The sequence below is a fragment of the Luteibacter sp. PvP120 genome (assembly GCF_054055715.1).
In genome coordinates this window covers 384,014-397,161 of the sequence record NZ_JBSRXP010000002.1, presented here as the reverse complement: position 1 = coordinate 397,161, position 13,148 = coordinate 384,014, and the positions used below count along the sequence as shown (strand labels likewise).

General features: G+C 67.5%; 13 protein-coding genes. 9 read left to right on the top strand and 4 right to left on the bottom strand.

What is annotated here, in order from left to right; translation table 11 throughout:
• Positions 1–67: 67 nt before the first annotated feature.
• Positions 68–484: a DUF4156 domain-containing protein gene (locus tag ACVKN3_RS05660; RefSeq protein WP_285404292.1), complete on the top strand. Its 417-nt coding sequence runs from the start codon at positions 68–70 to the stop codon at positions 482–484.
• Positions 485–552: 68 nt separating this feature from the next.
• Here the strand turns inward: ACVKN3_RS05660 and ACVKN3_RS05655 are convergent, their stop codons facing one another.
• A complete protein-coding gene (locus tag ACVKN3_RS05655; RefSeq protein ID WP_354513643.1) occupies positions 553–1,026 on the bottom strand; it encodes a hypothetical protein in 474 nt (157 codons plus the stop codon).
• A gap of 192 nt (positions 1,027–1,218) precedes the next feature.
• On the opposite strand from ACVKN3_RS05655, the gene ACVKN3_RS05650 reads away from it, so the two are divergent.
• From ACVKN3_RS05650 to ACVKN3_RS05635, 4 genes are read left to right on the top strand one after another with little or no spacing between them, the layout of a single operon-like run.
• A complete protein-coding gene (locus ACVKN3_RS05650) occupies positions 1,219–1,710 on the top strand; it encodes a MarR family winged helix-turn-helix transcriptional regulator (RefSeq protein WP_285404278.1) in 492 nt (163 codons plus the stop codon).
• Positions 1,711–1,721: 11 nt separating this feature from the next.
• Positions 1,722–3,848: an FUSC family protein gene (locus tag ACVKN3_RS05645; protein ID WP_354513645.1), complete on the top strand. Its 2,127-nt coding sequence runs from the start codon at positions 1,722–1,724 to the stop codon at positions 3,846–3,848.
• On the top strand, positions 3,838–4,035 hold the full coding sequence (locus ACVKN3_RS05640) for a DUF1656 domain-containing protein (RefSeq protein WP_285404274.1): 198 nt from the start codon (positions 3,838–3,840) through the stop codon (positions 4,033–4,035). The genes ACVKN3_RS05645 and ACVKN3_RS05640 overlap by 11 nt, the downstream gene beginning before the upstream one ends.
• An 11-nt stretch (positions 4,036–4,046) precedes the next feature.
• Positions 4,047–5,066 (top strand): efflux RND transporter periplasmic adaptor subunit, encoded by a 1,020-nt coding sequence (locus tag ACVKN3_RS05635; RefSeq protein ID WP_285404272.1) that lies wholly within the window; start codon positions 4,047–4,049, stop codon positions 5,064–5,066.
• A gap of 50 nt (positions 5,067–5,116) precedes the next feature.
• Here the strand turns inward: ACVKN3_RS05635 and ACVKN3_RS05630 are convergent, their stop codons facing one another.
• Positions 5,117–5,722 (bottom strand): GNAT family N-acetyltransferase, encoded by a 606-nt coding sequence (locus ACVKN3_RS05630; protein ID WP_285404270.1) that lies wholly within the window; start codon positions 5,720–5,722, stop codon positions 5,117–5,119.
• On the bottom strand, positions 5,723–5,929 hold the full coding sequence (locus ACVKN3_RS05625; RefSeq protein WP_285404268.1) for a YdcH family protein: 207 nt from the start codon (positions 5,927–5,929) through the stop codon (positions 5,723–5,725). It abuts the gene before it with no gap.
• 103 nt (positions 5,930–6,032) lie between these two features.
• Between ACVKN3_RS05625 and ttcA the strand changes: the two genes are divergently transcribed.
• The 4 genes from ttcA to ACVKN3_RS05605 all read left to right on the top strand — a co-directional run bounded on the left by ttcA (position 6,033) and on the right by ACVKN3_RS05605 (position 9,953).
• A complete protein-coding gene (ttcA, locus tag ACVKN3_RS05620; protein WP_285404266.1) occupies positions 6,033–6,905 on the top strand; it encodes a tRNA 2-thiocytidine(32) synthetase TtcA in 873 nt (290 codons plus the stop codon).
• A gap of 34 nt (positions 6,906–6,939) precedes the next feature.
• Positions 6,940–8,127 (top strand): amino acid aminotransferase, encoded by a 1,188-nt coding sequence (locus ACVKN3_RS05615; protein WP_285404264.1) that lies wholly within the window; start codon positions 6,940–6,942, stop codon positions 8,125–8,127.
• A 77-nt stretch (positions 8,128–8,204) separates the two neighbouring features.
• Positions 8,205–9,113, top strand: a complete 909-nt coding sequence (locus ACVKN3_RS05610; RefSeq protein ID WP_285404262.1) for a recombination-associated protein RdgC — start codon at positions 8,205–8,207, stop codon at positions 9,111–9,113.
• 72 nt (positions 9,114–9,185) lie between these two features.
• Positions 9,186–9,953 carry a M48 family metallopeptidase gene (locus ACVKN3_RS05605; protein WP_285404260.1) on the top strand — a complete coding sequence of 256 codons (768 nt, stop codon included), beginning with the start codon at positions 9,186–9,188 and terminating at the stop codon, positions 9,951–9,953.
• Here the strand turns inward: ACVKN3_RS05605 and ACVKN3_RS05600 are convergent.
• Positions 9,950–13,138: a hypothetical protein gene (locus tag ACVKN3_RS05600; RefSeq protein WP_354513649.1), complete on the bottom strand. Its 3,189-nt coding sequence runs from the start codon at positions 13,136–13,138 to the stop codon at positions 9,950–9,952. The genes ACVKN3_RS05605 and ACVKN3_RS05600 overlap by 4 nt on opposite strands.
• Between the last annotated feature and the right edge of the window lie 10 nt (positions 13,139–13,148).

The window sequence follows — 13,148 nt, the reverse complement described above, 5'->3', positions numbered from 1 at the left end:
ATTCAGATCGCGCCCTTCGCGGCATTTGGCTAGCATGTCCCCCCAACGTTTTTCCGGAGCTCAATCCATGCGCAAGGTCCTCGTTCTCCTCGTCCCGCTCGCCCTCTCAGCGTGCTCGTGGGGCATCAAGCTCGACGACAGCGCGCGCAACGTCCGCACGGCCTGGAACGGCGATGTGTCCAGCTGCCGCGACCAGGGCAAGGTCACGGTGTCCGTGCAGAGCCGCGTCGGCCCCATCGATCGCGACGACCTGAAGGTCCGCGACGAACTTGAAGTGCTCGCGCGTAACGAGGCCGCGAAGATGGGTGCGGACACCATCAAGCCCCTCGGTGAGCCCAACGGTGGCTCGCAGGACTGGGGTGCGTACACCTGCGGTGCCCGTGGCGCGGCTCCGGTGCGAGGCGCTGCTCCGCCGGCATCGCAGCCGGCCCAGAACGCCGCGCCGCAGGGCGGTGGTTTCGAGACGGTTCCGCTCAAGCAGTAAGTGTGTCACTGCGACCCGACGGCCCGGTCTGCCCACGCGGATCGGGCCGTTGTCGTGTTTGTCTGGCCCTACAGCAGCGCGCACGCCTTCAAGGTCACCTGACCGGCGCTCTCGGACCCATCCCGGCATGACAGTCTCACCGTCGCGCCGGTCTTGAGGGTGGAGACGTCCGGCCAGGCATCGGCATCGAGGACGAATCGTGGATCCTTGAATCCCGCCCCGCCTCTCAACGTGAGCACGGGTACCCCATTCCCACCGGCTTCCAGGCTTCCCAGTTCGCCGGTGACTTCGACGACCTGACGGGTGAAGCGACCCACCGATGAGGCGCGATCGCTTGCAAAGTCCTGCGCCAAGGCCCGTGCGGAAATAACTTCGATCCTGGGCTTTTCCACGGGTGGCGAACCCTGCGCGCGCTGGACAACCGCGACGGCGGAGGCATGCGGCTGCGCGCCGTCCACGGTGGCGGGGCGCCGGCATCCACCCACGAGGACGATCGTCGCGAGCGCGAAAAGAAGGGCGAGGACGGATCGAGGCGTGTTCATGGTGTCTCCTGGCCGCAAGGATGGGGACGGCCAGAGGCTTTTCCAGAGGGCGACGATGAGCCGTTTATCCGGCACGACATGACCGGATCCGTTCACCGCACGCCGACGCCCACTCTCATCCAACAGCTTCAACTATTGATAATACACAAATGAACTATATACTTGTGAGGTATCCCGGCCACGGACCTCCCCATGAGCGATTTCGCCCGCACCGAAGCACGCCTCGACGTCACTCTGCGTAAATACCCGGGGTTCCCGCGCCAGCCGGCTGTGCTCGTCCGTCTGGTCAAGCACCTCTACAAGCAGGTGCACGACGAAGCCAACGCGGTGATGAAGCCCTACGGGCTGAACCACCCGGAATACAACATCCTGATGATGCTTTACGGCTCGCCGGACAACGCGATGAACCCGTCGCAGCTGGCCGAGGCGGCCGGCGAGAAGCTGGCCAACATCACCCGGCTCACTACCCAGTTATGCGAGAAGGGCTACGTGGCCCGCGCCGGCAGCGACGAGGATCGCCGCAAGGTCACCCTGACCCTGACGCCGGTCGGGCTGGACACGATCACCCAGTTCCTCCCCGATATCGTCACGTTGCTTCACCGCCAGACTCGTAACCTCGATGCCACCGAACAGACGCAACTGGAAGGCCTGCTCAAGAAGATGCTGGCCGGGTTCGGGGAGTAACCGGGGGCGTCATGTCTGCCATCGAACTACAAAACGCCGCGCCCACCACGCGCCAGGTCGTGGTCGAGACACTACGCGAGGAAGTCGACGTCTGGCTGTTCGTCGGCAAGACCCTGCTCGCGTTTTTCCTCACCGGGTGGCTGGCCATGCGGCTGGCCCTGCCGGCGCCGTCCACGGCGATGCTGACGACGATCATCGTCGCCAACCGCCAGTCCGGCATGGTGCTGGCCAAAAGTTTCTACCGTGCGATCGGCACGCTGACCGGCGCCGCGGCGGCCATCGTCATCGTGGCCGCCTTTCCGCAGACGCGCGACCTGTTCCTGCTGTCGTTGTCGGTGTGGATCGGCGTGTGTGCCGGTGGCGCCACGCTGTATCGCAACTTCAAGTCGTATGCCTTCGTGCTGGCGGGTTACACGGCGGCCATCGTCGCCATTCCCGTGATCGACAATCCGCCCGGCGTCTTCGATTCGTCGTGGGCGCGTATCAGTGAAGTGCTGCTCGGCCTCATGGTCAGCGGCGTGGTCAACGACGTGGTGTTCCCCAGCCGCATGCGCGACGTCTTGCGGCGCGCGGCGCGCGAGCAGTTCGCGCACTTCGTTGGCTTCGTGCGCGACAGCACGGCCGGGGCGATCGCCCGCGACACGATGGAGAACGCCCACCTGCGCTTCGTGCGCGCGGCGGTCACGCTGGAAGACCTGCGCAGCTCGGTCATTTTCGAAGACGCCGAAGCCCGCGCGCGCAGCAGCCACCTGCGCCTGTTCAACCAGCGCTTCATGGCGGCATCCACCAGCTTCCAGTCGCTGCACCACCTGATCAACCGGCTCAAGCGGGCGCGCCGCGATACGACCGCACAGGCGCTGATGCGCCTGTACATGCCGATCGGCGACGCTCTCGACGCACCCATCGAGGCCGGCGCGGCCGCGCGCGTGCTGTTGCCGCGCCTGTTGGCGGCGCGCGACACGATGCGGACGACTACCCCCGCACAACGCGCTGCGCTGGCCGATCCGCAGGACATTCGCGATTTCGACACCGGCGCGTCGCTGCTGGCCCGTTTCGTCGACGAGCTTTACGACTATGTCGATACGGCCGCCTCCCTCCAGGCGCCACGGGTGAGCGCGGGCGCCGCGGAGCGGGTGCGCTTCGATCGCGGAAACGACTTCCTCGGCGCCGGGCTGGCAACGTTCCGCACGACGCTCACCATGCTGGTGCTGGGGGCGTTCTGGGTGGCCAGCGCCTGGCCGCTGGGTTCCAGTGCCATGTTGCTCGCCACGGTGTTCGCTGGCTTGTTCGCCACCACACCCAACCCGACGCGGGTGACCTGGCAGGTCATGCTCGGCTACCTCTCGGGCATGGTGCTGGGCTTCATCTGCGAGTTCTTCGTCCTTACGCGCCTGGATGGCTACGGCCTGCTGGTGGTCGGCGTGGCGCCGTTCCTGGCCGTTGGCCTGGTGCTGATGATGACCCGACGCTTCGCATCCTACGGCCTGGGCTGGGCCATGGGCTTTGCCTACATCCTCACGCTGAAGAACGTGCAGGTGTACGACCCGGCGCATTTCATCAACGACGCCATCGCACAGGTCGTCGGGCTGGGCGCGGCGGCGGTGTCGTTCGTGGTCATTCCGCCTGCGATTGGCAGCGCCTGGTTGCGGCGGCGCCAGCTGACACGCCTGCGTGGGCAGGTCGCGCTCGCCGCGGAAGCCCCGTTGCCCGGCCTTCGCCACCGGTTCGAGAGCGTCAATCACGACCTGGTCAGCCAGGTGGTCGCCCAGACGGAGCCCGGCAGTGCCGACTCACGCACGCTGATCGCGTGGGCCCTGGCGGTGCACGAGACGGGACGGGCGTTGATCGAACTGCGTCACGACATCGCGCGTCGGTATGTCCCGGCAGCCCTGCATCCGTACCTGCAGGACACGCTGCGTACCCTGGCCCGTTTCTACGAGAAGCCCGACGCCGACGGCTATCTGCTGGCGCGGGACGCGGTCGCCACGGCCATTGCCGGCGTCAGTGAGCACGCGGGTACGCAGCACCTGCTGGCCCACCTGCACCTGGTGCGCATGGCCCTGCTCGACGGGGAATCCGTCCTGGCCGCTTACATGCCCGATATGCCGCTCAGCAAGGAGATCGCCCATGCCTCGTGAAATCGCCCTCGGTGATGCACTCGTACCGGGACTGCTCATCCTCTTCGTCGTCGCGCTGCTGGCGCTTTGGCTCTTCGACAGTATCGCTGGCCGCTTCGGGCTGTACCGCCTGGTCTGGCACCCACCGTTGTTCCGGCTCGCCGTGTTCGTCTGTGTCTTCGGCGCTTTTGCGCTGCTCCTGCTCTGAGTGAAGCCCCTATGAAACTCGCCACCGTCATCCGTTTTGCCGTGACCGCCGTCGTCGTCCTCGTCGCCGCTGTGATCGGGCACGCCCTGTGGAAGCACTACATGTATTCGCCGTGGACGCGCGACGGCCGCGTGCGCGCGGAGATCGTGCGCATCGCGCCGGACGTGGCGGGGCTGGTCACCGACGTCAAGGTGATCGACAACCAGACGGTGAAGAAGGGCGACCTGCTGTTCGTCGTCGACAAGGCGCGTTACGCGAACGCTGTGGCGCAGGCCGAAGCCAACCTCAACGCCGCCGAGGCCGCGGCACGCGCCGCGGGCGCCAGCATCAACGCGGCCCAGGCCGGTGCGTTGCAGAGCCGCTCCAACTTCGAGATGTACGCCGCCCAGTCCGAACGCCGGCAGAAGCTGATCAACAACGTGATCTCGGCGGAAGACAAGGCCAACGCGGTGGCCGCCGCCAACGCGGCCAAGGCGGGGTGGCAGCAGGCCCAGGCGAGTACGAAGCAGGCCAGCGCCTCCCAGCAGCAGGCCCTGGCGGCCGTGGCCCAGGCGCAGGTCGAACTGGCTTCCGCGCAACTCAATCTCGATCGCACGGAAGTGCGCGCCCCGGTGGATGGCTATGTCACCAACCTGGACGTACGCGTCGGCGATTACGCCAGTGCCGGCAGCGCACGCCTTGCCCTGATCGACAGCCACTCGTACTGGATCTACGGCTACTTCGAAGAGACCAAGCTGCCCGGCCTGCGTGTGGGCGATCCGGTCGACATCCGCCTGATGAGCGGTGGCGTGCGGCTGAAGGGCTCGGTTGAGAGCATCGCCCGCGGCATCACCGATGCCGATAACCCGACCGGCAGCGACCTGCTGGCCGACGTGAACCCGACCTTCAACTGGGTGCGGCTTGCGCAGCGCGTGCCGGTGCGTATCCGGATCGACACGGCGCACCTGCCGCCCGGTGTGGTGCTCTCGGCCGGCATGACCGCGACCCTGGTGGTGCACCCTTCGTCCCCGGAGGCGGTGGCGACGCGGTAGTTCAACTGCGCTGGGGTCGTGTCGCACCGGCAGCACCTGGGCGCAAGGGCTCAGGCGGCAGGCGGTGCCAGGCGATCCAACCGCAGCTGCAGCCATTGATCGACGTCGGGCCACTCGGTAGCCAGGATGCTGTAACACACCGTGTCACGCAGCGAGCCGTCGGGCCGACGCTTGTGGGCGCGCAGGATGCCCTCGCGCTTCGCGCCCAGTTTCTCGATGGCGCGCTGCGAATCCTGGTTGTAGGCGTCGGTGTGGAACTCGACGGCCACGGCGTCCCGATCCTGGAAGGCGTGGGACAACAGCAGGTGCTTGCAGGCCGTGTTGACGTGGCTGCGCTGCCAGCGCCGTGCGTACCAGGTATAGCCGATGGCCATGCGCCGCGGATCGTCGACGATGTCGTAGAAGCGCGTGGTGCCCACGATGTCGCCGGAGGCGTTCTCGCGCACCACCCAGGGTGACATCCGGCCTTCGTCCTGCCCGCGCAGGGCCGAAGCGATGTAGGCCTCCACGCGACCCGGCGCCGGCACGGAGGTGAACCACAGGTTCCAGAGGTCGCCATCGGCCGCCGCGCGTTCCAGCGGGCCGGCATGCACCGGTTGGAGCGGCTCCAGCGTCACGTGGCGGTTGGCCAGCCGGATGGGCGCCACTGCGGCCATTCAGGCGTCCAGGTCGGGGATGAGCCGGCTTTCGATCCGGGAAATGGTGTCCTTCAGCAGCAGCTTGCGCTTCTTCAGGCGGGTCAGCTGGAGCTCGTCACGGCCGATCGCGGCGGCCAGGTGGTCGATGGCGGCGTCGAGGTCGCGGTGCTCGACCTTGAGTTCGGCGAGGCGTTGCTGGAGCTCGTGAGGATCCTGGACCTGCATGGCGTTGGGCCGGGCGAGGAGGGGAAGTCCGATTGTAACCGCCGGCGAGGGGCTCCGCAGCGGCTACAATGGTCAGCCGACCCGTCCCGAACCGCCCAAACGCATGTCCGCCACGCCCGACGCCACCCGCAAGCAGAGCTACGAAGCCGGCAAACTGGCCAAACGCCTGCGTCGCCAGGTCGGCCAGGCCATCGCCGACTTCGGCATGGTAGAGGACGGCGACCGCATCATGGTCTGCCTTTCCGGTGGGAAGGATTCCTACACCCTGCTGGACATGCTGCTGTCACTGCAGGCCAAGGCGCCGGTGCGGTTCGACCTCATCGCGGTGAACCTGGACCAGAAACAGCCGGATTTCCCCGAGCACGTGCTGCCGGGTTACCTGACCGCGCTGGGCGTCCCGTTCCATGTCATCGAGCAAGACACCTACAGCGTCGTCACCCGGGTCATCCCCCAGGGCAAGACCCTGTGCAGCCTGTGCTCGCGCATGCGCCGCGGGGCGCTCTACCAGTGGGCCGCGGCCAACGGCATCACGAAGATCGCGCTGGGCCACCATCGCGACGACATCCTCGGCACGTTCTTCCTGAACATGTTCTACCAGGGCAGCCTGAAGGCCATGCCGCCCAAGCTGTTGTCCGACGACGGGCGCCATGTGGTCATCCGTCCGCTGGCCTATTGCAAGGAAGACGACATCGCGGCCTACGCGGCCAGCCGCGCTTTCCCCATCATTCCCTGCAACCTGTGCGGCTCGCAGGAGAACCTGCAGCGCAAGGTGGTCAAGCGCATGCTCGCCGAGTGGGAAAAATCCAACCCCGGCCGCAGCGAGACGATCTTCCGTGCCATGGGCAACATCGCGCCGTCGCAGCTGACGGATCGCCGCCTGTTCGACTTCGCGGCGCTTGGCGCACGCGAAGGCGCGGCGCGACCCGACGCCCACGCCTGGCTCGCCGGCGGCGACACCGTCGACGACAACGACTGATCCTTTCCTCTTCCCGCTTCGAGGCCTGCCGACCATGACCCTTTTCTCTTCCGTCGAACTCGCGCCGCGCGATCCGATCCTCGGCCTCAACGAAGCCTTCGGCGCCGATACCCGTGCCGACAAGGTCAATCTTGGCGTGGGCGTCTATTACGACGCCAACGGCCACGTGCCGCTGCTGCGCGCGGTGCGCGAGGCCGAGAAGGCCCGCCTGGAAGCCCAGCTTCCGCGTGGCTACCTGCCCATCGACGGTATCGCGCTGTACGACAGCGCAGTGCAGAAGCTGTTGTTCGGCGAGGCGTCGCCCCTGCTCGCCGAGCGCCGCGTGGTCACCGCGCAGGCCTTGGGCGGCACCGGTGCGCTGAAGGTCGGCGCCGACTTCCTCAAGCGCCTCGATCCCTCCGTGCCCGTGGCCATCAGCAACCCCAGCTGGGAAAACCACCGCGCCCTCTTCGAAGGCGCCGGGTTCGAGGTGGTCGATTACCCGTACTACGATGCCGTCACGCACGGCGTGGATGTGGATGCGATGCTCGCCGGCCTCGCATCGCTGCCGAAGGGCGCCATCGTGGTGCTGCATGCCTGCTGCCACAACCCGACGGGCGTGGACCTGACACCCGCCGACTGGACGCGCGTCATCGACACCGTGCAGGCGCAGGGCCTGGTGCCGTTCCTGGATATCGCCTACCAGGGCTTCGGCGACGGCATCGAGGCGGATGCCCTGGCCGTGCGCCTGTTCGCGGAGGCCGGTGTGGCGTTCTTCGTCGCCAGCTCGTTCTCGAAATCGTTCTCGCTGTACGGTGAGCGCGTGGGTGCCCTGTCCATCGTCACGGGCTCGCACGACGAAGCGCTCCGCGTGCAGTCCCAGGTAAAGCGCGTCATCCGCACCAACTACTCCAATCCGCCGACCCACGGCGCCGCGGTGGTCTCGGCCGTGCTCAATCACGACGCGCTGCGCGCGCAGTGGGAAGCCGAGCTGGGCGAGATGCGCGAGCGTATCCGGGCCATGCGCCGGGGCCTGGTCGAGCGCCTGGCCAGGCATGGCGATTTCGGTTTCATCGAAGCCCAGCGCGGCATGTTTTCCTACTCCGGGCTTTCCTCTGCCCAGGTGGATCGGCTGCGCACCGAGTTCGGCATCTATGCCGTCGGCACCGGCCGTATCTGCGTGGCGGCGCTCAACGAGGGCAACCTGGACCGCGTCGCCGCGGCGATCGCCCAGGTCGTCTGACCCGCTCCGCCGCTCCTTTCGTCGGCGGGCGCATGGCGCCCGTCGCGGTCCCTCATTCGCAAGAGAATCGCCGATCCATGTTCTATCGCAATCTCACCCTGTTCCGTTTCTCCGCTTCCGTCGCCGCCGATCTCGAGCGCCTTGACGAGGCGCTGCCCGAGCATCGCCTGCGTTCCGTCGGCCCCATGGAATTGTCCACGCGCGGTTTCATCTCGCCCCTGGGACGCCGGGAAGAAGCCCTCACGCATTCGGTGGCGTCCAACGTCATGGTCACCGTGGCCGGGGAGGACAAGCTGCTGCCCACGTCCGTGATCAACGACGAGCTGGCCAACCGCGTGCAGAAGATCGCCGAGGAAGAAGGTCGCAAGGTCAGCGGCCGTGAGCGCAAGCGGATGAAGGACGACGTCATGAACGAACTGCTGCCGCGGGCGTTCGTGCGCACGTCGCGCATGTCGGCTTTCGCGGACAAGAAAAACGGCTGGCTGATCATGGACACCTCCAGCCGCAAGTCCGCCGAGAACACCCTCAGCCAGATCCGCGAGGCCCTGGGCAGTTTCCCGGCCGTGCCGCTGGCCCCGGAGGAATCGCCCCGCCTGCTCATGACGCACTGGGTGTCCACGGGCGAGCTGCCGGCGGGCCTGGCCCTGGGCGACGAGTGCGAATTGCGCGATCCGGCCACGGCATCGGGGGCCATTGCGCGCTGCCGCCGCCAGGATCTCGACACGGAAGAGATCCGCGAGCATCTGCGCACCGGCAAGCAGGTGTTCCAGCTGGGGCTGGTGTTCGACGATCGCATCTCGTTCGTGCTGGGTGAGGATCTCATCCTGCGCAAGATCAAGTTCACCGACGTGGTGCTCGACGAGCAGGCAGACAGTCCCGAATCCGCCGCGGCGGAAATGGACGCCAATTTCGCCCTGATGGCCGGCGAATATGCGAGGCTGCTCGGCAAGCTGGAAGAATGGTTCAAGTTGCCGCGCCCCGAGTGACGAGGGCGCCGCGTCGCAGGAATTGACATGGCTTGGTGGGATGTTGGTCGGGATCGAAGCGAGACTCGCCACATGGCATCGGAAGAGAGCGACTGGCTGGAACTGTCCACGGCAACCGGCGGCACCATCCGGGTGCTCAAGGCAGCGCATCCGCGTGCCCGCCGCCTGCGGCTCACCGTCACCTCCCGGGGGGCGCGCCTTACCTATCCCCACGGCACGCACATGGCGCAGATGACGGCCTTCCTCCGTCATCACGCCGACTGGCTCGAGCAGAAGCTGGACGAGTTCCACCTCGATGCCACGCCGCTGCCAAGGCTGAAGGTGGGCGTACCCACCACCTTTCCGTTCCGGGGCGAGGACATCGCGCTGGACTGGGCAGAGGGCCCTTATCCTCGTGTCGAACAGCACGACGACGGCATCACCCTGGTGATACCGCGTCCGCACGCGCGGGCCCTCCTCATTGCGCGTGGCCTGCTGGCCACGCACTTCGAGGCGCAGATACGGCGTGATGTGTCACGCTGGTTGCCGGCCTACATTCCGATGATCAACGCGGCCCCCACGGCCCTGAAGATCCGTCCGCTGAAAAGCCTCTGGGGCAGCCTGGACACGCGGGACAGGATCAACCTCGATCTGGCCCTGGCGCTCGCTCCGCCCGTGGCCTTGCGTTATGTGCTGGTGCACGAGTTGTGTCATCTGAAGGTCCGCAACCACTCGCCGCGCTTCTGGCAATGGGTCGAGAGCATCTTCCCGGACTGGAAGGAGCAGCGGCATTGGCTTCGGGCGCACGGCAGCGGCCTGAAGATGCAGCTCGACCGGCTGGTTGCCGACATCGCCGATTAAGGCGCGGGCTCCGGCAGCTCCGGCACCAGCCGGAACTGCCCGGCTTCCAGCATGACCGGCCGTCCCGGAGACGTGCGCAGCACATAGTGCCTGCCCTGCGTACCGACGATGGACAGGAGGTCCAGGCTGTCCTGGCCGGCGGCTCGGGATTGCAGCAGGTCCCGCACCTTTATCTCGACGGCGAAGCCGCGTGTGCGGTCGAGTAGCCGTACGCCGCTACCGTCGACGATGGTATGCATGGGCGCATGCGGCGGCACGGCGCTCAGCCGCACGCCGAAGACGTCCCGTTCCTGCGCCTCGCTGCGTATCGCCCCCCACGTCATGCCGGGCCGCGCCGCGCCGAAGAACGCGCTTTGCTGGAGCGGATTCTCGTCGTAGAACCAGAGGCGCTCGGGCAGGTCGGCCTCGGCGACCTGCCGCAGGCGGCCCGGTAGTGAAGGGCCGACGTCGAACGAGGCGCGGATGGATTGCTCGGCGCGTATCAGCGCCTGGTGGAACCCGGCGCGCTGGCCGTCGGTCACGATACGGCGCGTGGGCAGGCCACGTATTTCGCGATACATCTGGTCCGACACCAGCTGTCGTTCGATCGCATCGGGAAAGCTCTGTTCGAGTTGATTGACGTATTCGCTGTAGAAGTCGCGCGCGGGCGTGGCATTCGTGGCCGGGCGGCCGACGGAGCGGCGATGTCCCGCGTGACGGTCGGCGTGCCAAAGCTCGCCCTGCAGCCGGATCACGGGCCCTGTTGCCTCGATGCCCGCAGGGGGCGCGGCACCGAGCCGGATGGTGCGGGTGGCTGCGTGGTAATTGGCTTCGTACAGCTTGCCTTCGATCGCCGCAAACAGCTTGCCGTCGATGCGATACATGCCCTGGGGGTCGGGTACGCCCGTCGCCGTGACGCCTTTGGCCAGGTAGCGCCGGTGGGTGCCGGGCGTGGGGCGCGCCAGGGCCCGGCTGACCAGTGCGCCTCCGATCGCGCGGAAGTGCACGGCGTAGGGTGCCGTGGTCGCGTGCAACGCCGAGATGCCCAGCGAATACGCCGCCAGTGCCATGACATAGCCTTCGGTGGCGTCGACGAAGCCATCACCGTAGCCGCCTGCCTTGATCGCGTCGTAGGCCCGCCAGGCGGCCGGAGCAACGCGGAATGGCGCGGTAACGGTGGCGATCAGGGTCTGCGCGGGAAGGACGTGAGCCGGATTGCGGTGCCACATGTCGAGCAGGAACTCGCGGTTGGCATCACGGGCGCTGCGTGTGAGCGATTGCACGTTGCGCAACGCGTGGTCGAGCGCGGTGTCGTAGAGCGCGTCGAACGGGTCGCCCGCGATGTCCTTGACGCCGGGAGCGATCGTGGCCTCGCCTTCCACCGCCGAGGTGTCCTGGCCAAGTATCCAGGCAAGGCTGCGATTCGCATTCAGGCGAAGGCTTTCCTCACCCGGCATGGTGTCGTGCGCCGCGGGAAGCCGGTCGAGCAGGTAGTCACGGAACGCGGCATGACGGAAGAACAGGCGATCGGCTTCGTCACGATCGCGGAATTCGCGGAAGGCCGCGCCATCCGGTGCGTCGGGGGTGTAATAGATCAGCGTCGCCGACGCCGCACCCCGTGCCCCCGTGTCGGGTGACTCGGCGATTTGCATCACGTCGCGCAGGGGCATGTCGCGAAACGTGACCTGTCGGACCAGGGCAGGCGACGGCCCTCCCTGGCCAAGCGCATCGAGCAGGGCGTCGACGCGTTCGCGCCCGCTGGCGGTGAGCCCGAGGTGGCGTGCCTCGCCGTATTCGTGGCGCATGCTGGCCACGCGCGCCTCGACGGCGGCGTGCCGCATCCGGGCCATGCGCGACTCACGAAAGCCGCGCCGTCGCAGTGCGGCCTGGGGCCCGTCGCGCAGCTCGCCGAGCAGCTGTGTCTGGTAATGGGTGTGGATGTCCAGCCGGTTGAGAACGGCACGAATGTAGGGATCGCTGAACGCCGGGATGAGGTGACCGTCCTTGCCGTGGGCACTGAACCGGTCCGCACCGATGGCAGGCACGTTGCTGTAGGCCGCGTCGATGAGCGAGGCATGCAAGGGCTCCGGGCCGTAGATCAACGCCGTCAGCGAAGCGAGGCGCGCGGCGGGATCCAGCGAGCGGTCGAGCGTCAGGGTGATGTCTCGGGGATGCTCCGTGACGCCCAGTGCCTTCAGGACGGGCTCCAGTTGCCCGATGGCGTAGTCAAGCAGTTCCGTCGGCGGGTCGATCCCGGCAAGGGCCTGCCGATCCGCCATGGCTTGCAGGGTGTCCATGTATTCCGCGCGGGAGCGTCGCCAGTCGACGGCGAGCGAGGGGGGCACGGTGAGCAGTCGCTCGGTTTCGAGGGCGATGCGCAGGCGCGCCTCACGCACCCCCAGGATGGCTTCGACATCGACAACGTCGGCCAGGTCGACGGCATCGCGCAGGCGATCGGCCAGCCGCTGGGCCCGTCCGGGCAGTGCGCGCTCGAGTTCGAATTCGATCCATGCCTGTTCGATCTTGTCGCGCTGCGTGGCGACGACGCGATCGACCACGGTGGCCAGGGCGGGCCCATTCAGGCGGTGTGACCCGACGCATGCCTCCGTGGCATGGACGTTGACCCTGGCACGCGCCAGGCCGGGGAGATCGACCCGCGCGGCCAGGACGGCCCGCACCTGCTTCTCCATGGCGGCATGTGCCTGCGCGAGGTCGGCATACCGATCCCATCCGCGCGTCGCGGTGAAGGCCATGACGATGCCTCCCGGGCGCGTGTCCACGACCAGCAGTGAACCGGCGTGCGGCGCATCGCCGATCGTCACCTCGCGCCACTCGATGTAGGGCGGGGGCACGGCATGCGGCACCAGCGCGGCGGCGACGAGCGCGCGGGCGTCGTCGTCCAGCGTGCGATCGAGGCCTTGCAGGACGGCCAGGTCGGACAGGGTCGTGCGCAGGGTGTCTTCCAGGGCGCCGCGCCGCGATCGCGTGCCGGCCGTGGCTTCGATCCCGCCCTCCCAGAAGGCCCCGACATCGGCCACGAAGGCGCTGAGCGTTTCGGCGGAGAACGTTTCGGGGAGGGCGGGCATCGCCGTCTGCTGCTCGATAAGCCAGCGCTCTGCGGCGATCAGCCTCTGGGCGGTGTCGATCGCCTCATGGTGGGTCTCGCGTACCTCGGCGGGCGGCGCGGAAGGGGGCATCGCATCCATGCGGAAACCT